A 22,372-nucleotide genomic window follows, 5' to 3' on the forward strand; every position below is an offset into this window, starting at 1 on the left:
GAGCGCCAGTACACTGGCCAACTCTGCCTGTGACAAACCCAAAAACGACTTTGACGGCCTGTATTGCCTGAACAAGGTGTACAGCCAGGCAGACAAGGACCTGAACGAAAGTTATGGAGAACTGGCCAAGCAACTGGATGCCGATGGCAAAAAACTGCTGAAGGCCGGACAGCTGAACTGGATTCGCCAGCGCAATGCCGACTGTAGCTACAGCGATTCGCGTGGCTTTTTTGTCAATCTGGATTGCGCCACCCGCACCACCATTGATCGCCTGCAGTTCATCAATGATCGCAAGCGCGAGTGCAAGAGTGCAGGCTGCATGAACAGCAAGCTGCAATAAGCCGGAGCACCCCGACAGCAGCCCTGCTGCCCTGGCGCATCAGGGCTTTTTGTTGGACTCTGCCAGCGGGCAACGCAAGGCACCGGCAGCAATGGCACGCGCCATACGACTAGCCACAAGGGGCGATGACAGGCGGACTTCTTCCTGTGGATTCACAATCACACCGTGTTCAATCAGCACTGCTGGCTGGCTGGCGGTCTTGAGTACCACCAGGTCATCAAACCAGTAAATGCCCAGTGCGGCATCGGCCAGCGGGCGATTCTCGCCGGCAATCGGCTCGGCATGATGCAAGGTGGGTCGTTCACCCGCCTCTTGCAAGGACAGGGCAATCTGGCGGGCACAGGCCAGGCTGGTTTCAGCAAACGGGTTCTTGCGTGACACAAACAGGGAATAGCCCTGAAAACGCCCTGCTTCCGGCAAATACTGCGGCTGGACTGAATCGTGGTGTACCGAAAGCAATAACTGCCGCCCCTGCGCCAGCTGGGTGCGATCGGTCAATTGCCTGATATTGCCTTGCTCACCAATCACGGTGACATCCACACCCTGCTCGCGCAGCATGCCAGCCAACAGCAAACCGGCACGCCGGTTGAAGCTGAACTCGGTCTGACCGCTGGCACTACGCGCACCCGGAGCCTGCAGGCTGTGGCCGATATCCACCGCCACCGATTGCAGCGCAGCAGCCGTGGCCGGCAAGGCGAAGCCATAACACAGGCAGATGGCCAGCCACGACTTCAGCATGGTTTCTGCGATTCTTGCTGTCTCACCCGCTCGAACAGGCAGACCGTTGCTGCCATGGCCACGTTCAAGGATTCAGCATGACCTGGCATCGGAATACGAACCCGGGCATCGGCCAAGGCCAGCAAGGCCGGGCTGACACCAGCGCCCTCATTGCCGAATACCAGCGCCACCGGGCCGGTCAGATCCTGGCTATACAAGGAAGAGCTGCCTTCCAGATAAGTCACCAGCTTGCGGCCGGAAAATTGCGTCAGTGACGCTGCCAGATCCACCTGTTCGTGAATGTGCAGCACAAAATGGGCGCCCATGCCGGCACGTAACACCTTGGGCGAGTAAACATCGACACAGCCCTTGGACAACAGCACCTCACGCACGCCGGAAGCGGCAGCACAACGCAGGATGGTGCCCAGATTGCCCGGGTCCTGGATGTCCTCCAGCACCACGCGCGCGGCATCCGGCGCAGGCCGGGGCGGACATGGACGCTGGCACAGTGCCAGCAGTTCGGGCGGGCTGGCCAGCGCGCTCACTTTGGCCATGATGCTTTCAGGCAGCATGATGACGGTGACAGCGGCAGGCAAACGGGTGAGCAAGGCATTTACTTCGGGATGGGTGCCGGCTGTTTCATTCAGGTACAGGCGCTGCGGCGGCTGCCCTGCATCCAGCGCCGCAGCAGTCAGATGGATGCCTTCGAGCACCATCACACCCTGCTTGCGTCGCTCCCGGCTGTTTTGCACCAGCCGGGTCAGCTGCTTGATTTCGTCGTTATGGGGCGAGCTTATGGTTTTAACGGTGTACAACATGCATCAATGGTGCGGCGTCAGCCTGGCCACCAGTTCCTTGAAGCGGTGGTAGCTGGTGTCGTCAATCACGCGTCCGCTGCGGCCATTGTCCACATAGAACACCCCGACCAGACGATGGCCAAGGTACAGACTCATGATGGCGAATTCGCTATCACCGATATGATCGAAAAAGTCATCCTGGTATTTTCGTACCAGTTGATTACGCACACTCTCCGGTGCGTGGAAGCTTTGTGCCTTGCTGGTGAGCAAGGCAAAGAAGGTGCCCGGTTCCAGCTCCACCGCCAGCTTGCGCAGGGCATGGCCCTCAGCCAGACCCACCTGGTATTTGAGACGCAGGCTGTGGCTGTCGTGGTCGTAGCGGTAGTACAGCACGCGTTCGAACTTGAGGTCGTTGGACAGATGCCGGATCGATTCGCGGATGCCTTGTTCCAGCTGGTCCGGGCTGGTCAGCGCCACGGCCTTCTTCATTTCAGGCCGCTTGTATTCGCCCTCGATGAACAGCAAGGCCCGCGCCGGGTAGGTATAGGCCGGTGCCCGCGGTTGACGCGCAACCGTCAGGCAGGCCTGGACCACCCCCAGATAGACCTGCTGCTGGCTGATACCGATCAGCTTGCCCACCACGTCCAGACCGACATTCCACGGCCCGCGCCACCAGCCCTGCTCCAGGGTATTGGCCGTGGCCACCGCCAGCTTGAGCAATTGCTTGCGCTTGCTTGGCGCACCACCGCCCAGCAAGGTCAGCAGGCCGACAGGCAGCGGGACGGCACGCACAAACTGCTCCAGCAACTTGGAATAGTCTGTCTCGAAATGGTCGGCCACTTCTTGCAGCAAGGGCTTGTCCGGCAACTGGTTGCGGTAAATCAGGTACAGACAGGCAGGCAGGTTGTAGATCAGCGCAGCGACAAAGCAGTCTTCCACCTTGTGCTCGCCGGAAATGGACAGCCATTCCTTGATGATGAGCGCTGCCACCCTGCTTCGGCCCAGCCAGTCTTCCACCGCCTCCACCACTTCGGCATCCAGCTTGTCCGGAATGATGTGCATGGCGGTGAGTTTGCCAAAACGCCCCACCACCGCCTCCAGCCCCATCAACATCAGAGTCTGCTCGACCGAAGGAATGGACTCATTGCGCTGCAAGGCCCGCGAACCGCCCACCACCCGCAACAGGTCGAACAGCAGCAGCGGGTCGGACAGGCAAAGATTAGCCAGATCAGTAAAACTGATCAGATCGTTGTTACGAGCGCAGGCGTCCCTGACACCTTCCAGCGTGCCAGGCAGAATCGGCCAGCGTCGTTCGGAGATGGACTGAAACCAGTTAGCGAGATCCATGAGGGTGGCACCAGATCAGCAATTCTTTCTGCAGCGGTCCGCCAAGCGGAATCCGGCTATCAGGTTGGACATCGGGAACCGTGAAGGTATTGCTCACCAGCACGCTGGCGGGCGCACCTTCGGTCAGGAATTTTTGCCAAACACGCGGCATGGGTGCAGGAGACAAAAAGGCATAGACCACATCGTGCCTCCCCCAGTGCTCCTTCCAGAAACTGCGGCAGCCGAACTCAAGCCTGGCCGGACGACGGGCAAGATGCCAGCGCAACCACGCCATCAACCAGCTACCCCAGGCATTTTCCAGGGCCAGGATGTGCAGATCGGGACGCAGCGCCGCCAGCTGCATGGCCAGACGGCCATCTCCACAACCAGCCTCCAGCACCCGGGCATCCTGCGGCAGATAAGCAGCCAGCTTTTCTGCAACCTCATGGGCTGAGCGATAAAGCGGCACCCGTTCGGTCAAGGCATTGCGTCCCAGCGCCAGCGTCAACAGCAGGCCGGACAGATAAACCCAGGCAGGCAAACCCAGTTGCTGCAACAGAACCACCGCAGGCACAAACAAGCCATGCGCAAACTTCTGCCAGCCTGGCAAGCGCCAGACATAAGCCAGCAACACGGCAAACATCGCCTGCAAAATAGCCCAGGCCTGCGGCTGTACCACCGGTGCGACAAAGAACCAGGCCAGCAAAGCCGCCAGCAATTGCAGCAGCACATGGCGCAACAAGCCCAGGCGCATGCGGACTTATTCTGCCTTGGCCGGGGCGGCTTCCGCCGGGCCGATCGGACCGATGGGTTCCTGATTCAGCGGCGGCTTCACCCCGTCGTTCTGGATGGCCTGCTCGGCATCCTTGTTGAGCACCACAATGGTGATGCGCCGGTTTTCCGGGCTGAAGACATTGCTCTTGATCAGCGGATTGGCCGCAGCCACACCCACCACGCGCATCACCTTGTCGTCCTGCAGGCCACCTGCTACCAGCTCACGCCGGGCGGTATTGGCACGATCAGCCGACAACTCCCAGTTGCTGTAACCATTCTGTCCATTGCCAAACGGTGTGGCATCGGTATGGCCGGAAATGCTGATGCGGTTGGGAAGCTGGTTCAGTTGCTGGGCCAGTTGCTGCAACAGCACGCGGGTATGCGGCAACATGCGCGAACTGCCCGAATCAAACATCGGACGGTTCTGCTCATCGACAATCTGGATTTTCAGCCCTTCCGGCGTCATTTCCAGCTTCATCTGGTTCTTGTAGTCCTTCAGCACCTGGCTTTGCTCGACACTGGACTGGATTTTCTGCTGCAGATTATCCAGCGCCTGCTTTTCCAGTACCTTGCGCTCCTGCTCCTTGCTACTCTTGTTGACCTGACCGGCCTTCTTGGTCAGGTCATTACCACCGCCCTTCACCACCGAGGTGGCATCACCGGCACCATCGCCACCGGACATGGCTACTTTCAAGGGCGTCTTGAAGTATTCGGCAATGCCATTGAGCGTGCCTTGCGAAGCAGAACCAAGCAGCCACATCAGCAGGAAGAACGCCATCATCGCGGTCACGAAGTCGGCATAGGCAATCTTCCAGGCACCGCCATGATGGCCGTGCCCGCCTTTTTTGATGCGTTTGACAATAATGGGGCGTTGCGATTCGTCAGCCATGATCCAACCCTGTTTCGCTTATTTTTTGGCCTGCTTGACGTGGTCTTCCAGTTCCTTGAAGGAAGGACGATCGGTCGAAGTCAGCACCTTACGGCCAAATTCCACGGCAACCTGAGGCGCGTAGCCATTCAGGCTGGCCAGCAAAGTTACCTTGATGGTCTGGAATACACGTGTGCCATCACCCAGCTTGTGTTCCAGAATGGTGGCCAGCGGAGCCACAAAGCCGTAAGCCAGCAAAATACCGAGGAAAGTACCCACCAGCGCGTGGGCAATCAGCATGCCAAGCTCGGATGGCGGTGCGCCTACTGATTCCATGGTGTGCACCACCCCCATCACGGCGGCCACGATACCGAAAGCCGGCAAGCCATCGGCCAGGCCCTTCACGGCACTGATCGGCACTTCACCTTCGTGATGATGGGTTTCGATTTCCACATCCATCAGGTTTTCGATTTCGAAGGCGTTCAGGTTGCCGCCCACCATCAGCCGCAGATAGTCACAAATGAACTCGACCACATGGTGATCATGCAGCACCGCCGGATATTTGGAGAAAACCGGGCTGGCTTCCGGATTTTCCACATCAGCCTCGACCGACATCAGGCCTTCCTTGCGCACCTTGGACAGGATTTCAAACAGCAAGGTGAACAGCTCCATGTAAAAGGCCTTGTTGTAGGGTGAGCCTTTGAATACGGTAGGCAGGGCCTTGATGGTGGCTTTCATGGGAGCGCCACCATTGGCGACCACAAAAGCGCCGGCCGCTGCACCGGCAATCATCACCACTTCCAGAGGCTGCATCAGCGCCCCCAGATGACCCCCTGCTGCGACAAAGCCCCCCAGCACGCAGCCGAGGAGAAGAAGGTAGCCGATTCCGACAAACATTGGTTTGATCCTGTAATTGTGATTATCGCGATTCGATTTTCCGTCACGTGCTGTCCGACTCAGGCATCCCCGCCACCACCGGCACAGACATCAGGCCCGTGAGCCTGCTTTCCTTGTCAGCAACACCAGCAGCCAAGCACCTGACAAGGCCATGACAGCACGAATAATAGCATGGCATGCCTTGCTTGCAGCGCGCCCGTCTTTATCTTTTGTAGCGCTGATTATGCCTCGCTGCCATCTTGCCATGCCTGCTGCAAATAAAAATGCAGGCTACCCGTGGGTAGCCTGCATGAGGATGGAACACTGCCGGCGGATCAGACCAGCCCGCGTTCCTTCAGTTGCTGTTCGAACTCCACCATGCACTTGGCGGCGGTTTCCAGCATCTGGTCGATTTCTTCCTTGCTGATCACCAGCGGCGGTGCGGACACGATATGGTCGCCGCAGGCACGCATGATCAGATTGTTCTTGAAGAAGATGTCGCGGCACATGGTGCCGATTTCACCAAAGTTGGGGAACAGCTCGCGAGTGGCTTTGTTCTTGACCAAGGTAAACGCCTGGATCAGGCCCACGCCGCGCACATCATCCACGTGCTCGAACTGGCCGAACACTTCGCGCCAGCGTTTTTGCATGTAAGGACCAGTGTCGTTCTTGACGCGATCGACAATGCCTTCGTCACGCAGCGCCTTGACGTTGGCGTGTGCCACAGCAGCAGCCACCGGGTGACCGGAGTAGGTAAAGCCGTGGTTGAAGTCACCGCCTTCGGCCAGCGTGGTGGCCACTTTCTCGTTGACGAATACCGCGCCAATCGGCTGATAGCCGGAGGACAGACCCTTGGCGGTGGTGAAGATGTCCGGCTTGAAGCCGAATACCTGCTGACCGAACCATTCACCGGTACGACCAAAGCCACAGATGACTTCGTCGGCAACCAGCAGGATGTCGTACTTCTGGCAGATACGCTGGATTTCCGGCCAGTAGGTGGACGGCGGCACAATCACGCCACCCGCGCCCTGGATAGGCTCACCCACGAAAGCGGCCACCTTGTCGGCACCCACTTCCAGAATCTTGTCTTCCACCCACTTGGCGGCGGCCAGGCCGAATTCTTCCGGCGTCATGTCCTTGCCATGCTTGTACCACCACGGCTGTTCAACATGCACAATGCCCGGAATCGGCAGATCGCCCTGCTCATGCATGTAAGTCATGCCACCCAGGCTGGCACCACCGATGGTGGAACCGTGGTAGCCGTTCCAGCGGCCAATCAGGGTTTTCTTGTCCTTCTTGCCCTTTACATCCCAGTAGCGACGCACCATGCGAATCATGGTATCGACGGACTCAGAGCCGGAGTTGGTGTAGAAAACGTGCTTGAAACCTTCCGGTGCCACTTCGGACAACAGGTGGGACAGCTCCACCACCGCCGGATGCGTGGTCTTGAAGAAGGTATTGTAGTAAGCCAGCTGTTCCATCTGCTGCTTGGCTACTTCCGGCAGATCCTTGCGGCCATAACCGATATTGACACACCACAGGCCCGCCATGCCGTCGAGAATCTTGTTCCCTTCGGAGTCGTACAGGAAGATACCCTCTGCCTTGGTGATGACACGTGCACCCTGCTGGTTCAGCGAGTTGGTGTCAGTAAACGGGTGCAGATGGTGTGCTGCATCCAGTTCGCGCCATTCGGTCGTAGTACGTTGGTTCTGCATAAAAGCTTCCTCTCTACTATCTCTCCAGCCCTCTGGGGGCTTATTGTTGGGCTGGCCGGAATCGACCAGCCTCAGGCTGCAACATGATGTTTTCCAGGCCAGACCCGGCTGACGGGTGGCGGAATCTGCTTGTCCGTTGCAACTGCCACTACCCTGACATCCGGCATGCCGGATGCCGGCTGCCGGTCAGCGATGGCCGGCAGCACTCACCTGAAGCTTCTTCTTATACGTGCAACAGCAGGAACTTGCGCTCCCACGGGCTGATGACGCGGAAGTATTCGGAGAATTCCTTCTCCTTCATGCCCAGGTACATTTTCACAAAGTGCGGGCCCATGACTTCCGGAATATCCGGGCAGGCGGCCAGACGCTTGAGCGACTCTTCCGCGCCGTGCGGGAACTGGAAAGGCAACTCGTAAGCATCAGTGGACATCGGCTCACGCGGCTTGATCTTGTTGACGATACCCAGGTAGCCGCAGGCCAGGGTGGCCGCCATGGCGATATACGGGTTCACGTCCACGCCGGGCACACGGTTTTCCACGCGGCGGGCCGCCGGGGAAGAATGCGGTACGCGCAGGCCGACGGTACGGTTATCGTAGCCCCACTCCACATTGGTGGGTGCCGCGGTGTACGGACTCAGACGGCGGAAGGAGTTCACGTACGGCGCGAAGAACGGCATCACTTCCGGAATGTAGTGCTGCATGCCGCCGATGAAGTGGAAGAAGATGTCGGACGGGCTGCCGTCTTCATTGGTGAACACGTTCTTGCCGGTGTTCTTGTCGATCAGGCTCTGGTGCATGTGCATGGCCGAGCCCGGCTCGTTTTCCATCGGCTTGGCCATGAAGGTGGCGTACATATTGTGGCGGAATGCCGCTTCACGTACGGTACGCTTGAACAGGAATACCTGGTCGGCCAGATCCAGCGGATTACCATGCAGGAAGTTGATTTCCATCTGGGCAGTACCGATTTCATGAATCAGCGTGTCCACTTCCAGATTCTGTGCATGGCAGTAGTCGTAGATGTCTTCGAACAGCGGGTCGAATTCGTTCACCGCGTCGATGGAGTAAGAACGACGGCCGAATTCGGCGCGACCGGTACGGCCGATAGGCGCAGTCAGCGGAATGTCCGGATCCGGGTTCGGCGACATCAGGTAGAACTCCATTTCCGGTGCCAGTACCGGCTCGAAGCCCAGTTCGTCAAACAGGCCCAGTACGCGCTTGAGAACGCTACGCGGTGCCACGTCCACCAGCGAGCCATCGGCGCGGTAGCAGTCGTAAATCAGCTGGGCGGTGGGGTCCGCAGCCCAGGGCACGAAGCGCAGGGAGTTCGGATCCGGTGTCAGCACCATGTCCGGGTCAGTCAGGTCCAGCATGCTGTCGTCCGGATAGTCGCCGGTCACAGTCTGGATCAGCACCGCTTCCGGAAGACGCATTTCCGGGTCGGAGACGAATTTGTCTTTGGGAACAATCTTGCCGCGTGCCACACCGGTCATGTCCGGTACAATGCACTCGACTTCCGTGATGCGATGCTCTCGCAGCCAATCATTGATTTGATTCATGTTTTCCTCTACTTCCATAGTGGCCGGTAAACCGGCTCTGGATGACGTGCGTCTCAGCCCTGGCGGCTGGCACGACGCGCGCGGCAAGCGTCACCGAACGCGTTGAAAATGGCCATGGACACCGGGTTTTCCCAGTACTTCCATTCCGGATGCCACTGCGCGCCGTAGGCAAAGCCTTTGGCATCCTTGACCCGGTATGCTTCCACCAGCCCGTCATCCGCCACACCTTCCGCAATCAGGCGGTCGGCCAGACGTTTGATACCTTGCTGGTGCAGCGAGTTCACCTTGACTTCATCCTGCCCCAGCCAGCTCTTGAGCAAGCTGTCCGGCTGCAGGTGCAAGACATGTGCCAGACCATACATCTCATCCAGATTCTGAGTATCCGGCTCGCGATGATCGCTAAAGCCTGGCTCTTCCTGTACGTGCTGGAATAGTTCGCCGCCCAGTGCAACATTGATTTCCTGGAAACCGCGGCAAATACCCAGAAGCGGGATGCCTTCTTGCAGAAGAAGGTCGATGAACGGCAGCGTGGTTGCGTCACGTGCCGGATCATGAAGTGTTCCCTGGCGGCTGGCTTCTCCGCCATAACGATGCGGCTCTACATTGGACAGCGAGCCTGGCAACAGCACGCCATCCACAAACTTGAGATATTCACGCAGTGGTGCATCTTCACCCAGCGCCGGAATCAGCACAGGGATACCACCAACGCCACCTGCGGCAGCTGCAATGTATTTCTCGCCAACCGCGTGAAATGGCAAACCGCTAACCAGTTTGACGTCACACGGAATGCCGATGATCGGTTGCTGCATAAGGACCTCGTTTACTCGATTTAGGCGTCCGCCTTGCGGATGCCGACAGTTACTGCCTTACCGCCTGCTGCTGACATACATAAGGAAGGCTGTCGTGACAGCGGAAACAGCTACGCCACCACGTCACCTTATCCCAGCTGGCTATTCATACCGCATCTGAACAGCCAGGCTCGAAACCACACTGAAGGGCCGAAACAACTGGGCAGATGAAAGTATGTTGTCACCGTGCAGGATACCAGCACGAAACAGCATGCCACGGTTCTTGCAACAAGCCAAGGTTTGATCAAATATACTGTTGCAGATGTTTAAAAAAATCCACAGCGCACTTGATTCATGTGGTCGATTCTGGCTATAAACTCGAAAACTTGCAAAATAATTTGATTTTGCGACGCAACAACAGATGCAGGATACGATCAAAAACCCGTATGATGGAACGTCTAAAATTCTTAACATAGATGGAAACCGCCAGATGGATGTTGGAGCACGATTGAGAGTGGTCAGAGAGCGCTTCGGACTCTCGCAACGCGAGCTTGCCAAACGGGCAGGCGTGACAAACGGCACGATCTCGCTGATCGAGCAAAATCGCGTCAGCCCGTCGATCAGCTCCTTGAAGAAAGTGCTGGAAGGCATGCCCATGACGCTGGCCGAATTCTTTACCTTTGATGTAGAGCCGCAACAGCCACGCGTGTTCTATCAGGCCAAGGATTTACCCAATCTGGGCAATGATCAAATCAAATTGCTACTGGTTGGCACTGCACACGAACGGCGTGACATTGCCATCCTGAAAGAACATTACGAACCGGGTGCCGACACCGGGCCTGACATGCTGATGCATGAGGGTCAGGAAGGTGGTGTTGTCATTGCCGGTTCGATTGAACTCACGGTCAACAATGAAACCCGTGTCCTGGGCCCGGGCGACTCTTACTATTTCGACAGCAAACTGCCGCACCGCTTTCGCAATGCCGGCAAGGAGATCTGTGAAATCGTCAGTGCCAGCTCGCCGCCCACATTCTGATTGACGGTTGCCAGTCACGAGCAACCGGGATCACCGCATATAACATCAGGAGAACACCAATGGCTCGTACCCATGCACAGTGGAAACAGTTTGCTGCCGAACTCAATATCGAAGGCCGCGCCTTCATCAACGGCGCATACACCAGCGCCGCCGATGGCAAGACCTTTGACTGCATCAACCCGGCCAACGGCCAGAAGCTGGCCGACATCGCCTGGTGTGGCGAGGCGGAAGTGGATGCAGCGGTCAAGGCAGCCCGTGCTGCTTTTGAATCGGGTGCATGGTCCGAACTGGCACCGCTGGCACGCGGCAAGATCCTCAAGCGTTTTGCCGCACTGATTCGCGAGCATGGTGACGAACTGGCGCTGCTGGAAACCCTGGACATGGGCAAGCCGATTGGCGACTCCACCACGGTGGACGTGCCGGGTGCGGCGTATTGCGTGGAATGGTTTGCCGAAGCCATCGACAAGATCGGCGGCGAAGTGGCCCCGGTCGACCCCAAACTGGTAGGCCTGGTCACCCGTGAAGCCATTGGCGTGGTGGCTGCGGTAGTGCCGTGGAACTTCCCCATCCTGATGGCCAGCTGGAAATTCGGCCCTGCGCTGGCGGCCGGCAATGCCGTCATCGTCAAACCGTCGGAAAAATCGCCGCTCACGGCCATTCGCCTGGCTCAGCTGGCCAAGGATGCCGGTATTCCGGATGGCATTTTCCAAGTATTGCCGGGTGCCGGTGAAGTCGGCAAGGCGCTGGCCCTGCACATGGACGTGGATTGCCTGGCATTCACCGGCTCCACCGGCGTGGGCAAGCTGATTGCCGGTTATGCCGCGCAGTCCAACCTCAAGCGCGTGTGGCTGGAGCTGGGTGGCAAATCGCCCAATATCGTGCTGGAAGACTGCGCCGACATCGCCAAGGCAGCCCGCACTGCTGCCGGTGGCATTTTCTTCAATATGGGTGAAATGTGCACCGCCGGCTCACGCGTGCTGGTACACAGCAAGGTGAAAGAACAATTCCTGGCTGAATTCAAGAAGGCTGCCCAAGGCTGGTATCCGGGCGATCCGCTGGACCCGGCCACCAGCATGGGTGCCATTGTGGACAAGATCCAGTACGACAAGGTGCTGTCCTACGTCGACAAGGGCATCAGCGAAGGTGCCGGCCTGATTTGTGGCGGCAAGGCGGCTCATACCGACAAGGGCCTGTTCATCGAACCGACCGCCTTTGATTGCCAGCGCCCGGACATGACCACCTGCCGCGAGGAAATCTTCGGGCCGGTATTGTCCGTCATCACTTTCGATACCATCGACGAAGCTGTCCGCATTGCCAATGACACCGAGTACGGCTTGGCCGCTGCGGTATGGACTTCCAATGTCAGCACCGCACACCAGGTTTCGCGTCGCCTGCGTGCCGGTACGGTATGGGTGAACTGCTATGACGAAGGTGGCGACATGAACTTCCCCTTCGGCGGCTTCAAGCAATCGGGTAATGGTCGCGACAAATCGCTGCACGCGCTGGAAAAGTACACCGAACTGAAGAGCACCCTGATCAAGCTGTAAATCTTCTTTACTTGCCATAAGCCTGCGGGCCTTTGCCAGTGATGGCGAAGGCCCGTTTTGCTGCAAGTGCTCACGACGGATTTACAAGGTGTACTGCTGAATGATGCCGATTTGCCTCTCTGCCAGCGTCAGCAATTGACTCGCATTGCGTGCAGCATCCGCGGCACTGACGGAAGATGCTTCCGCCATTTGCACCACCTGCTCGATGCGATGGGCAATGCTGTTGGCCGACTGCCCCTGCTCGGCAATGGAAATCGCCATTTCCTCTACCATTTTGACGGTACTGACCGTCGCATCACCAATCTTGTTGATTGCCTGATCCGCATCATCGGCTCTGGATACACCCAGTCGTGCCAATGCTTCCGCAACTTTCATTTGCTCGGTCGCCTGGCTGGATTTATCACGCATGGCATGAATGGTTTGTGCGATTTCCTGCGTGGAAACCGATGTACGCTCCGCCAGCTTGCGTACTTCGTCCGCCACCACTGCAAAGCCCCGGCCCAGATCACCGGCACGGGCCGCCTCTATTGCCGCATTCAAGGCCAGCAGATTGGTCTGGTCGGCGATATCCTTGATCACCAGCACCACGGTGTTCACCGTGCTGCTATAGTTTTCCAGCTCGCGGATACTGGCCCCGGACTTCTCCACCGCTTGGGAAATTTCACGGATATCCTGAATGGTTTGGCTAATGGTGGCCGAGCCCTGATTCGCCAGCGTTCCTGCCTCCTGCGCCAGGTTACGGGCATGAGTTGTTCGTTCGGCAATATGGTTCACAGCAACCGTCATTTGTTCGATCGAAGCGGCCATACTGGCAGACGCTTCACTCTGCTGACTGGAAGCCAGGGCCACCTCCTTGGCTGACTGACTGAAATCCCTGGAAGACACCATCACGGCGCGAGCACTGGTCTGCATTTCGCCAAAGTTATGATGCAGATTCTCAATCAGCGCATTCACGGTATTCAGCACATCACTGACCTCATCCCTACCCTGTCGTACATGACGCACGGTAAGGTTCTTATCCTGGTTTAGCTGATGAATAACGGATTTCATTTCAGCCAAGCCATCAACGATGGCCCGATAAACATTTAAATATACAAGCGACAATATCAGAAAAGAAATTCCGGCAACCAAGGACAGTACAAGCACATTACGCGACGAGGCTGATTCATCTTCTTGCTGAATTTTCTCGGCAATTTTCATATTGTAGGCAACATGCTCACGGATAGCGCGCATGAATGCCTCAGCCGTCATCTTGACATCTCCAGTCAAAAAATGGACAAGGGCAACAGCTCGCCCGGTTGCCGTGCCCTCTAGCGCCAGTGCAGACAGCACTGACTTATTATAACGATCAAATGCCTCCTTATCCTTAATCAGCAGCACCTTATCCTGCTGGTCATATAAATCATTCTTCTCATAATTGTCCAATGCCTTTTTTAGTTGTTCGGCTGAGGATTGAAAAATCTGTAGTAATTTTTTTCTCTCTTCAGCAGAATCAACCAATAGCGTTTTATTGGCATCTGTGCGCATTTCTACAAATGCATCAATAGCGCTGTTCAGCTCCTTGACCGATGGCAGCAGATTATTCAACGCATCATCCAGTCTGCGATCTGCCATTTTTTCAAAACAGATTGCCATTACAACCAGAATCAGCATGGTCAACACTGACACCAGAATGGACATCAACAATCTTGATGAGAGTTTCATCATTAACCCCAGTCATTTGGCGGGAAATATCTTGCTTATAGCACTCTCATCATCAGCTACAAGCATTACCAAATAACTGCTACTTAGCCTTTAGTACAGGTTGAAATATCTGCAAAAGAATAAGGCGTCAACTAAGGCAGTTTCATCATCGCTTTCTCATTACACACACCCTGCCGTTACCAGTCGCTATGATTAACAAATTAAAATTCAAAATCCCAATAAAAAAGGCGCTTCTGCAGAAGCGCCCGGCAACAACATCGGTATTCATTGATTACAGTAAAGCCATTACCCGGCCTGACAGCCAGTACGCGTAAAGCAGGCTGCCTGTCAGGTCATGGAACCCATCGTCAGGCTTGCGTTGCCATATTCAATGCCACCGCTTCGGCCACACGGATGCCATCCACACCGGCGGACAAAATACCACCAGCATAGCCAGCACCCTCTCCTGCCGGATACAAGCCCTTCACGTTCAGGCTTTGCAAATCCTCACCACGGGTGATGCGCAGTGGTGAGCTGGTGCGGGTTTCCACCCCGGTCAGCACCGCGTCGTGCATGTCGTAACCACGGATTTTCTTGCCAAACTCGGGCAAGGCTTCGCGCATGGCGGCAATGGCAAAATCCGGCAGCGCGGTAGACAGGTCGGTCCAGTGCACACCAGGCTGATAGGACGGTTCTACCGAACCCACGGCCGTGGAGGCACGTCCAGCCAGGAAGTCGCCCACCAGTTGGGCCGGTGCTTCGTAGGTGCTGCCACCCAGCACATAGGCGTGGCTTTCCAGTGCACGCTGGAAAGCAATACCGGCCAATGCACCGCCCGGATAATCTTCCGGGTTGATGCTCACCACCATGCCGGAGTTTGCATTGCGCTCGGCACGCGAGTACTGACTCATGCCATTGGTGACCACGCGCCCCTCTTCCGAAGTGGCTGCCACCACCTGACCACCCGGGCACATACAGAAGCTGTATACCGCACGGCCATTGCTGGCATGGTGCACCAGCTTGTAGTCAGCAGCACCCAGAATGGGATGACCGGCATATTTGCCCCAGCGTGCCTTGTCGATCATGGTTTGCGGGTGCTCGATACGGAAGCCGACCGAGAACGGTTTGGCTTCCATGAACACACCACGCTGGTGCAGCATCTCGAAGGTATCGCGCGCACTGTGCCCCAACGCCAGAATGACATGATCTGCCTCGATCTGGCTGCCATCGGCCAGCGTCACACCGCGGATATGACCGTTGTCGATGTGCAGGTCGGTGACGCGTTGCTGGAAGCGGATTTCACCACCCAGGGCTTCGATTTCCGCCCGCATTTTTTCCACCATGCTCACCAGACGGAAAGTACCGATGTGCGGCTTGGCGATAAACAGGATTTCTTCCGGCGCACCAGCCTTGACGAACTCGGTCAGCACCTTACGGCCCAGATGGCGCGGGTCTTTGATCTGGCTGTACAGCTTGCCGTCCGAGAAAGTACCGGCTCCGCCTTCACCAAACTGCACGTTGGATTCCGGGTTCAGCACATTCTTGCGCCACAGGCCCCAGGTGTCCTTGGTACGCTCACGCACTTTCTTGCCACGCTCCAGCACGATGGGCTTGAAGCCCATCTGGGCCAACACCAGTGCAGCCAGCAGGCCACAGGGGCCGAACCCTACCACCAGCGGGCGCTTCTGCAGCGTGGCCGGTGCCTGGGTGACAAAATGATAGCTGGTATCCGGTGTGGGCAGCACATGGGGATTACCCTTGAAGCGGGCCAGCAGCTTGGCCTCGCCCTCCACTTCCATGTCGATGATGTAGGCCAGGCTCATCACACCGCGGCGCGCATCATAGCTGCGCTTGAAGACGGTATAGCTTTTCAGGTCGGCCGGCTTGATGCCCAGGAAGGCCACGATGGCATCGGTGAGTTCTGCCTCGCTGTGATCCAGCGGCAGTTTCAATTCGGTAATGCGTAACATGCTGATTCCAATACTCAGGTTGCTGTCTATTCAACAAGGGCCGTATTGTAGGAGGGACGCCCTGCAAAAGCAAAACCGGCCACAGTGGGCCGGTTCTGCATATAAGGAAAACAGGCTTAGTCGCGGAAGTTGTTGAACTGCAGCGGTACGCCATTTTCCTTGTCGTCGGCAATTTCCTTGCGCAGCAGGGCAATGCATTCTTGCAGCAGGTCGCGCTTGGCACCGGACACACGTACTGCCTCGCCCTGGATGCTGGCCTGCACTTTGAGTTTGGCATCCTTGATGATCTTGACGATCTTCTTGGCCATCTCGGTTTCCAGGCCTTCCTTCACGGTCAGCACTTTCTTGACCTTGTTGCCACTGACCTTCTCCAGCTTGCCATACTCCAGGCTGCGCACGTCAACGCCGCGCTTGGACAATTTGTTGACCAGGATGTCGTTGACCTGATCCAGCTGGAATTCGGCGTCGGCAAACAAGGTGATGTCCTTGTCGGTCTGCTCGATGCGGGAATCGCTGCCCTTGAAATCGTAGCGGGTGGACACTTCCTTGTTGGCTTGCTCAACGGCGTTGCGCACTTCTACTTTATTGACTTCGGAAACAATATCAAAAGACGGCATGGGAGATCCTGTAAGGCTGAATAGCTCAATGGCGCAATTTTAGAGACTGTATGCCGCCTTGTCACCCGCCGCCCTTGATATCGACAGCATCTAGCCTGTCCGTACTCGCAAGGCATGACACTGGCACATTTCGCTTGTCGTTTGAGCGCAAATCTTCAATCATGCTGTTTTAACCCGCGCAGGCAAGAAATCATGATCGTCACCCCCGAACAACTGGCGGCTTTCACGGCCGCCGCCATGCTGATCACCCTCTCCCCCGGACCGGACAACCTGATGGTACTGAGCCTGGGCATTGCCAAGGGCCGACGTCAGGGCATGGCATTTGGCCTGGGCTGCGCGCTGGGCTGTATTACCCATACCCTGCTGGCCGCACTGGGCGTGAGCGCCCTGATTGCCGCCTCGCCCACAGCCTTTGGCCTGCTGAAATTTGCTGGTGGTGCCTACCTGGTTTATCTGGGTTGGCAAGCCATCCGCAGCCGGGGCAGCAGCCTGAAGGCCGACAAGGGTTCGGTTGATGATACGCCGCTGTCTGTACACTTTCGCAAGGGTCTGATCGCCAATGCCATCAACCCCAAGGTGGTACTGTTCTTCCTGGCTTTCCTGCCGCAATTCGTCAATCCTGCGCTAGGCCATAGCGGCTGGCAGACTGCCATTCTCGGGCTGATCTTTACCGCTCAGGCTGCCGTTTTATTTGGCAGCCTGGGTTATTTTGCCGGTGCCATTGGCAGCTGGCTGAACCGTACCCCCAAGGCCAGCCAGTGGCTGGACCGCATTGCCGGCAGCATTTTCATCGCACTGGGCTTGCGCCTGATCCTGTCACCGCAGCGCTGAAACTGCCTGTCGGCTTATCTGATCCAAATGCAAAACGGGTTGGCACATGCCAACCCGTTTTATCCTGGTGCTGCCGCTCTGTCTTACTTGAGCACCAAAAACTCCACCAGCACGTTCTTGAAGATAAAACCCACCACGCCAAAGCCCAGCACCAGAAACAGGATGGCGGTGCCCATCTTGCCCGCCTGGGACTTCTTGCCCAGATCCCAGATGATGAAGCCCATGAAAATGATGAGGCCGGTCAGGCACACGGCCATGGATATATCGGTAAATTGCTCTTCAGACACCCTGATGTTCCTTGATGAATGCAGTGGTGGGCTCACATGATTTGTCGTGACGTCTATCAGTCAGACAAACAAAGTCGTTACGATACGCCGCATTGGTCCGGCTCTCAACTTTTCCGCCGCCAGGCTACTGCACCAAATAAAAAACCGCCCGAAGGCGGTTTTGTTCACGGGGCCAATCAGCCGCGCTTGAGTTTGGCGTTGGCGGCAATCCGCATGCGCAGGGCATTGAGGCGGATGAAGCCGGCAGCGTCAGCGTGGTTGTAAGCGCCGCCGTCTTCGTCGAAGGTGGCGATGTTCGGGTCGAACAGCGAATCGGTCTTGGATTCGCGACCAACAACGATGACATTGCCCTTGTACAGCTTCAGGCGTACCCAGCCGTTGACGGTGGTTTGCGAAGCGTCGATCAGGCCTTGCAGCATCTGACGCTCCGGGCTCCACCAGTAGCCGGTGTAGATCAGCTTGGCGTACTTCGGCATCAGCTCATCCTTCAGGTGGGCCACTTCGCGGTCCAGCGTGATGGATTCGATGGCGCGGTGCGCCTTCAGCATGATGGTGCCGCCCGGGGTTTCGTAGCAGCCACGGGACTTCATGCCCACGTAACGGTTTTCCACGATGTCCAGACGACCGATACCGTGCTTGCCGCCCAGGCGGTTCAGTTCGGTCAGCACTTGTGCCGGGGTCATGGCCACGCCGTTGATGGCGGTGATGTCACCCTTTTCGTAGCTCAGCTCAATGTATTCGGCCTGATCCGGCGCATTCTCCGGGCTGACCGTCCACAGCCACATATCTTCTTCCGGCTCGGCAGCCGGGTTTTCCAGCACGGTGCCTTCGTAGGAGATGTGCAGCAGGTTGGCATCCATGGAGTACGGGCTGCCACCATTCTTTTTCTTGCTGATGTCGATGCCATGCTTTTCGGCATAGGCCAGCAGCTTTTCACGGGACAGCAGGTCCCATTCGCGCCACGGTGCAATCACCTTGACGTCCGGTTTCAGGGCGTAGTAACCCAGCTCGAAACGCACCTGGTCATTACCCTTACCGGTAGCACCGTGCGATACCGCATCGCCGCCCACGGCGTTGGCGATTTCGATCTGGCGCTTGGAGATCAGCGGACGGGCGATGGAAGTACCCAGCAGGTACTCGCCTTCGTAGATGGCGTTGGCACGGAACATCGGGTAAACGTAGTCGCGCACGAACTCTTCGCGCAGGTCTTCGATAAAGATGTTTTCCGGCTTGATACCCAGCGCAATTGCTTTCTTGCGGGCAGGTTCAACCTCTTCACCCTGGCCGATGTCGGCGGTGAAGGTCACCACTTCACAGTGGTAAACGTCTTGCAGCCATTTGAGAATTACAGAGGTATCCAGGCCACCGGAGTAGGCCAGCACTACTTTTTTGATGTCAGACATGATGCGTTTTCTTTCCAGCGAATCTAGTGGGTTGTCCTGCCGGTTCAGTCGTACTGATGACCAAGCAGCAGATATTCGATCAGGGCTTTCTGGGCGTGCATGCGGTTTTCCGCCTCGTCCCATACCACGCTCTGCGGACCGTCGATGACTTCGGCGGTCACTTCCTCGCCGCGGTGGGCAGGCAGGCAGTGCATGAACAATGCGTCCGGCTTGGCATGCTTCATCAGTTCGGCATTTACCTGATAGCTGGCAAATGCTTCCAGACGGGTGGCACTTTCAGCTTCATAGCCCATGCTGGTGAACACGTCGGTGGTCACCAGGTCGGCGCCTTCCACGGCCTTGACGGCGCTATGGCTGGGCTCGAAGTGTTCCGGGCCGTAGTGTTCGCCATCCAGCACCGTCAGCTCGTAACCTACCGGGGTTGCCACCTTCAGCTTGAAGCCAAGAATCTTGGCTGCCTGCAGCCAGGTACGGCATACATTGTTGCCATCGCCGATCCAGGCAACGGTCTTGCCCTTGATCGAGCCACGATGCTCGATGAAGGTAAAGATGTCGGCCAGAATCTGACAGGGGTGGTATTCATTGGTCAGGCCATTGATGACCGGCACTTTGGAATGCGCGGCCAGACGCTCGACCAGCGATTGCTCGAAGGTACGGATCATGATGATATCGCTCATGCGCGACAGCACCCGTGCTGTATCTTCAATAGGTTCACCGCGCCCCAGCTGGGAGGTCTTGGTGTCCAGGAACATCGCATGACCGCCAAGCTGGGCCATGCCGGCTTCAAAGGAAACCCGCGTACGCGTGGAATTCTTTTCGAAGATCATGGACATTACGCGGCCTACCAGCGGCTGATACAGCTGTTTTTCGCTGTGTCGTCGCTTCAGAACCTTGGCACGCTCGAAGATGTGACGATACTCCTCGTGATTCAGGTCGCTGAATTGCAGGTAATGTCCTACTTGCTTCATGGGTAAGATTTCCAAAAAAAAAGACCATCGCGCATAGAACACGGTGTGTGTCTTCATGCGCAATGGCACATTACTACACGCAGGTCTCAAGTCAGTTAACTGGTGTCGCAATACCGTATCAATTGGATACTGGATTTATATATTTGCGACAATTGTTATATTTATCGGAAATTGACCATTCTGACAAGGTCTCAGCCAAACAACAATCTGTCAGGCAAATGCGAAAGTTCCCTATCTTTTAGCACTCTGACATACATTTCCCCACCATCTTCGGCGAGTCCGTGCATTTCTATGGTTTTTTGTGTCTTTTGCAGACGCGCCAGATAAGACAGGATACTGTCGTCAATCACCTGCCCCGGCACCAGAACGGGAATGCCTGGCGGGTAAGGGACGATCTGGTCGCAACATACCCGGCCATTGAGCGCGGCATTGGGACGGCCATCATCATCCAGCAAGGGCAGGCGCTCGCCGGCTTCGTAAAATGCATCGCGTGGCAGGCAGGCCAGGCGGGAAAAACGTGGAATCTCCGGCATCCGCCCGACAGCACGCGGAGCGCGCTTCTCCTTGGCCAGGCGCAGCAGCGCATCATACAGCCGGGATACCTTGCTGCGCGTGGTACCCATGGTCAGCAACAGGGTGATGGTGCTGAAGGTGGATTTCTCTACCTGGATGTTGTAACGCTCGAACAGCTCGTGTTGCAGCTCGTCGGTGGTAAAGCCGGACTGGCTGATATCCACGGTCAGCTTGGTCGGGTCCAGCCGGATGCCGTCCTCGCGCATCTCCTCTGGCAGCAGGTCTTCCAGCTCCAGCACGCGGAAAGCCCCGGTAGAGTTGATCTTGTCGCGCAACTCTTCCGCCAGCTTCAGCGTACGGTCCAGCAGCCGGTAGCCCTCGGTCACCGCCTGCTTGCGCGCCACGTCCAGGCTGGCAATCAGGTTGTACTGTGGGCTGGTGGAGGTATGCATATTGAAATTCTCCCGGAACAGATGCTCGTCAAATCCGGGGTCATTCACATGAATCATGCTGGCCTGCGAAAAGGCGGACAAAATCTTGTGGGTGCTTTGCGTGACATAGTCGGCACCGGACTCCAGCGCCGTGGGGCGGAACGCCGGGTGGAAGCGGGCAAAACCGTACCAGGCCTCATCCACGATCACCTTGATGCCCTTCTCATGTGCAGCTTCGATAATGGGCACCAGGTCATAACGCAGGCCATCATAGGTGCAGGAGGTCAGAATCAGCACCCGCGCGTCCGGGTTGGCTTCAATAGCGGCAAAAATGGTGGCCTTGGGCACCGGGCCGAAAATGCCGTACTGCTTGTTGATGGAGGAGTCCAGATATACCGGCAAGGCACCGGACAGAATCACCCCGTGATGCACGGATTTATGACAATTGCGGTCCAGCAGCAGCTTGTCACCCGGGGCCAGCAAGGTCTGAAAGATTACCTTGTTGGAAGTTGAGGTTCCATTGGTGGCGAAATAGGTCTTGCGTGCGCCAAAGGCTTTGGCGGCCAGCTTTTGCGACTCGGCAATCACCCCGGTCGGGTGCAGCAGCGAATCCAGCATCGGCACCGAGACCGACAAGTCGGCGCGCAGCATGTTCTCGCCGACAAAATCATAAAAATCTCCCACCCACGGGCTGCCTTTGAGCGAATCGCCACCCGCGTGGCCAGGCGTGTGCCAGGAATCCTTGGCCATGCGCACATATTGCTTGAGCTTGTCGTAAAACGGCGTGGCAGACTTTTCCGCCAGTTCGGCAGTGAGGATACGGAACCAGCCGTTGTAGTCGGTTTCATCGCGATAGAAATAACCATCCACCGCGTGGCTGGCCAGATTCTCCACCAGCACGCGCTCGTCATCATCCATCAGCAATACATACAAGGATAATTCCGGGCGAAAATCACTGATCTGGTTGGCCAGCGTCACCGCCGCCTGATTCAGGCCCTTCTCTTGCAACTGCTTGTCCACCAGCACGGCCTGGATATCACCATCACGCCGGATGATGTCCATTGCCTCCTTCAGCCGGGAGGCGCCAATAAATGTCAGGCCATAAGGATTTTCCAGCCGCACGGCCACGGCACCCAGCCCGGCCAAAACGTCGGACTGCCACTTTGCATCATCGCTTACCACCAGAACGCGGCTAACGGGTGTCATCAACTCATTTCTCCTGTGTGCAGAACACTGCGTACTTGTTATTTGTCTGTCCATGCGTACGCAAAACGTCTCAGTCCATTCTTGTCACAAGCCAACCGCTTTCACGCGAAGCTTGTGCCGTTGC

At 57.0% G+C, this 22,372-nt stretch carries 20 protein-coding genes; 4 read left to right on the forward strand and 16 right to left on the reverse strand.

Annotated elements, in window-relative coordinates:
- A partial coding sequence (locus tag JHD62_RS13540; protein WP_370541060.1) for a lysozyme inhibitor LprI family protein occupies positions 1-340 on the forward strand: 340 nt, incomplete at its 5' end.
- 39 nt (positions 341-379) lie between these two features.
- On the opposite strand, the gene JHD62_RS13545 is transcribed toward JHD62_RS13540, so the two are convergent.
- The 9 genes from JHD62_RS13545 to JHD62_RS13585 all read right to left on the reverse strand — a co-directional run bounded on the left by JHD62_RS13545 (position 380) and on the right by JHD62_RS13585 (position 9,777).
- Positions 380-1,078, reverse strand: coding sequence for an N-acetylmuramoyl-L-alanine amidase (locus JHD62_RS13545; RefSeq protein WP_199103340.1), 699 nt, complete (start codon positions 1,076-1,078; stop codon positions 380-382).
- Complete coding sequence (locus JHD62_RS13550) at positions 1,072-1,875, reverse strand: RNA methyltransferase (RefSeq protein ID WP_199103341.1); 804 nt, start codon at positions 1,873-1,875, stop codon at positions 1,072-1,074. Before JHD62_RS13550 ends, JHD62_RS13545 begins: the two co-directional genes overlap by 7 nt.
- 3 nt (positions 1,876-1,878) lie before the next feature.
- Entirely contained in the window at positions 1,879-3,201 is a 1,323-nt protein-coding gene (locus JHD62_RS13555; protein ID WP_199103342.1) for an HDOD domain-containing protein, read from the reverse strand.
- Positions 3,188-3,934, reverse strand: a complete 747-nt coding sequence (locus JHD62_RS13560; protein WP_199103343.1) for a class I SAM-dependent methyltransferase — start codon at positions 3,932-3,934, stop codon at positions 3,188-3,190. Before JHD62_RS13560 ends, JHD62_RS13555 begins: the two co-directional genes overlap by 14 nt.
- 6 nt (positions 3,935-3,940) lie before the next feature.
- A complete protein-coding gene (motB, locus tag JHD62_RS13565) occupies positions 3,941-4,843 on the reverse strand; it encodes a flagellar motor protein MotB (protein ID WP_045848623.1) in 903 nt (300 codons plus the stop codon).
- A gap of 18 nt (positions 4,844-4,861) precedes the next feature.
- On the reverse strand, positions 4,862-5,719 hold the full coding sequence (gene motA, locus JHD62_RS13570; RefSeq protein ID WP_045848622.1) for a flagellar motor stator protein MotA: 858 nt from the start codon (positions 5,717-5,719) through the stop codon (positions 4,862-4,864).
- A gap of 314 nt (positions 5,720-6,033) precedes the next feature.
- On the reverse strand, positions 6,034-7,413 hold the full coding sequence (locus JHD62_RS13575) for an aspartate aminotransferase family protein (RefSeq protein ID WP_045848621.1): 1,380 nt from the start codon (positions 7,411-7,413) through the stop codon (positions 6,034-6,036).
- A gap of 223 nt (positions 7,414-7,636) precedes the next feature.
- Positions 7,637-8,968 (reverse strand): glutamine synthetase family protein, encoded by a 1,332-nt coding sequence (locus tag JHD62_RS13580; RefSeq protein WP_103523626.1) that lies wholly within the window; start codon positions 8,966-8,968, stop codon positions 7,637-7,639.
- A gap of 53 nt (positions 8,969-9,021) precedes the next feature.
- Entirely contained in the window at positions 9,022-9,777 is a 756-nt protein-coding gene (locus tag JHD62_RS13585) for a gamma-glutamyl-gamma-aminobutyrate hydrolase family protein (RefSeq protein WP_199103344.1), read from the reverse strand.
- Between the two features lie 469 nt (positions 9,778-10,246).
- Between JHD62_RS13585 and JHD62_RS13590 the strand changes: the two genes are divergently transcribed.
- Together JHD62_RS13590 and JHD62_RS13595 are read left to right on the forward strand one after the other, a co-directional pair.
- A complete protein-coding gene (locus JHD62_RS13590) occupies positions 10,247-10,792 on the forward strand; it encodes a cupin domain-containing protein (RefSeq protein WP_178974001.1) in 546 nt (181 codons plus the stop codon).
- A 59-nt stretch (positions 10,793-10,851) separates the two neighbouring features.
- A complete protein-coding gene (locus JHD62_RS13595; RefSeq protein ID WP_199103345.1) occupies positions 10,852-12,339 on the forward strand; it encodes an aldehyde dehydrogenase in 1,488 nt (495 codons plus the stop codon).
- An 81-nt stretch (positions 12,340-12,420) separates the two neighbouring features.
- On the opposite strand, the gene JHD62_RS13600 is transcribed toward JHD62_RS13595, so the two are convergent.
- The 3 genes from JHD62_RS13600 to JHD62_RS13610 form a co-directional block, all read right to left on the reverse strand.
- Positions 12,421-14,046 carry a methyl-accepting chemotaxis protein gene (locus JHD62_RS13600; protein ID WP_199103346.1) on the reverse strand — a complete coding sequence of 542 codons (1,626 nt, stop codon included), beginning with the start codon at positions 14,044-14,046 and terminating at the stop codon, positions 12,421-12,423.
- Between the two features lie 344 nt (positions 14,047-14,390).
- Positions 14,391-15,992, reverse strand: coding sequence for an NAD(P)/FAD-dependent oxidoreductase (locus tag JHD62_RS13605; protein ID WP_199103347.1), 1,602 nt, complete (start codon positions 15,990-15,992; stop codon positions 14,391-14,393).
- A 116-nt stretch (positions 15,993-16,108) separates the two neighbouring features.
- Complete coding sequence (locus JHD62_RS13610) at positions 16,109-16,609, reverse strand: YajQ family cyclic di-GMP-binding protein (RefSeq protein ID WP_199103348.1); 501 nt, start codon at positions 16,607-16,609, stop codon at positions 16,109-16,111.
- Between the two features lie 192 nt (positions 16,610-16,801).
- Here JHD62_RS13610 and JHD62_RS13615 point away from each other — a divergent pair, with 192 nt between their 5' ends.
- Positions 16,802-17,440 (forward strand): LysE family translocator, encoded by a 639-nt coding sequence (locus JHD62_RS13615; RefSeq protein WP_199103349.1) that lies wholly within the window; start codon positions 16,802-16,804, stop codon positions 17,438-17,440.
- Positions 17,441-17,523: 83 nt separating this feature from the next.
- Here the strand turns inward: JHD62_RS13615 and JHD62_RS13620 are convergent, their stop codons facing one another.
- The 4 genes from JHD62_RS13620 to JHD62_RS13635 form a co-directional block, all read right to left on the reverse strand.
- Positions 17,524-17,697: a DUF2788 domain-containing protein gene (locus tag JHD62_RS13620; RefSeq protein WP_233160942.1), complete on the reverse strand. Its 174-nt coding sequence runs from the start codon at positions 17,695-17,697 to the stop codon at positions 17,524-17,526.
- 206 nt (positions 17,698-17,903) lie between these two features.
- Positions 17,904-19,130 carry an argininosuccinate synthase gene (locus JHD62_RS13625; RefSeq protein WP_199103350.1) on the reverse strand — a complete coding sequence of 409 codons (1,227 nt, stop codon included), beginning with the start codon at positions 19,128-19,130 and terminating at the stop codon, positions 17,904-17,906.
- Positions 19,131-19,174: 44 nt separating this feature from the next.
- Positions 19,175-20,098 carry an ornithine carbamoyltransferase gene (gene argF, locus JHD62_RS13630; RefSeq protein WP_045848610.1) on the reverse strand — a complete coding sequence of 308 codons (924 nt, stop codon included), beginning with the start codon at positions 20,096-20,098 and terminating at the stop codon, positions 19,175-19,177.
- 191 nt (positions 20,099-20,289) lie between these two features.
- Positions 20,290-22,248, reverse strand: coding sequence for an aminotransferase class I/II-fold pyridoxal phosphate-dependent enzyme (locus JHD62_RS13635; protein ID WP_199103351.1), 1,959 nt, complete (start codon positions 22,246-22,248; stop codon positions 20,290-20,292).
- Positions 22,249-22,372 lie beyond the last annotated feature (124 nt).

The sequence above is a fragment of the Aquitalea sp. ASV11 genome, from assembly GCF_016429185.1.
Taxonomy (GTDB): domain Bacteria; phylum Pseudomonadota; class Gammaproteobacteria; order Burkholderiales; family Chromobacteriaceae; genus Aquitalea; species Aquitalea pelogenes.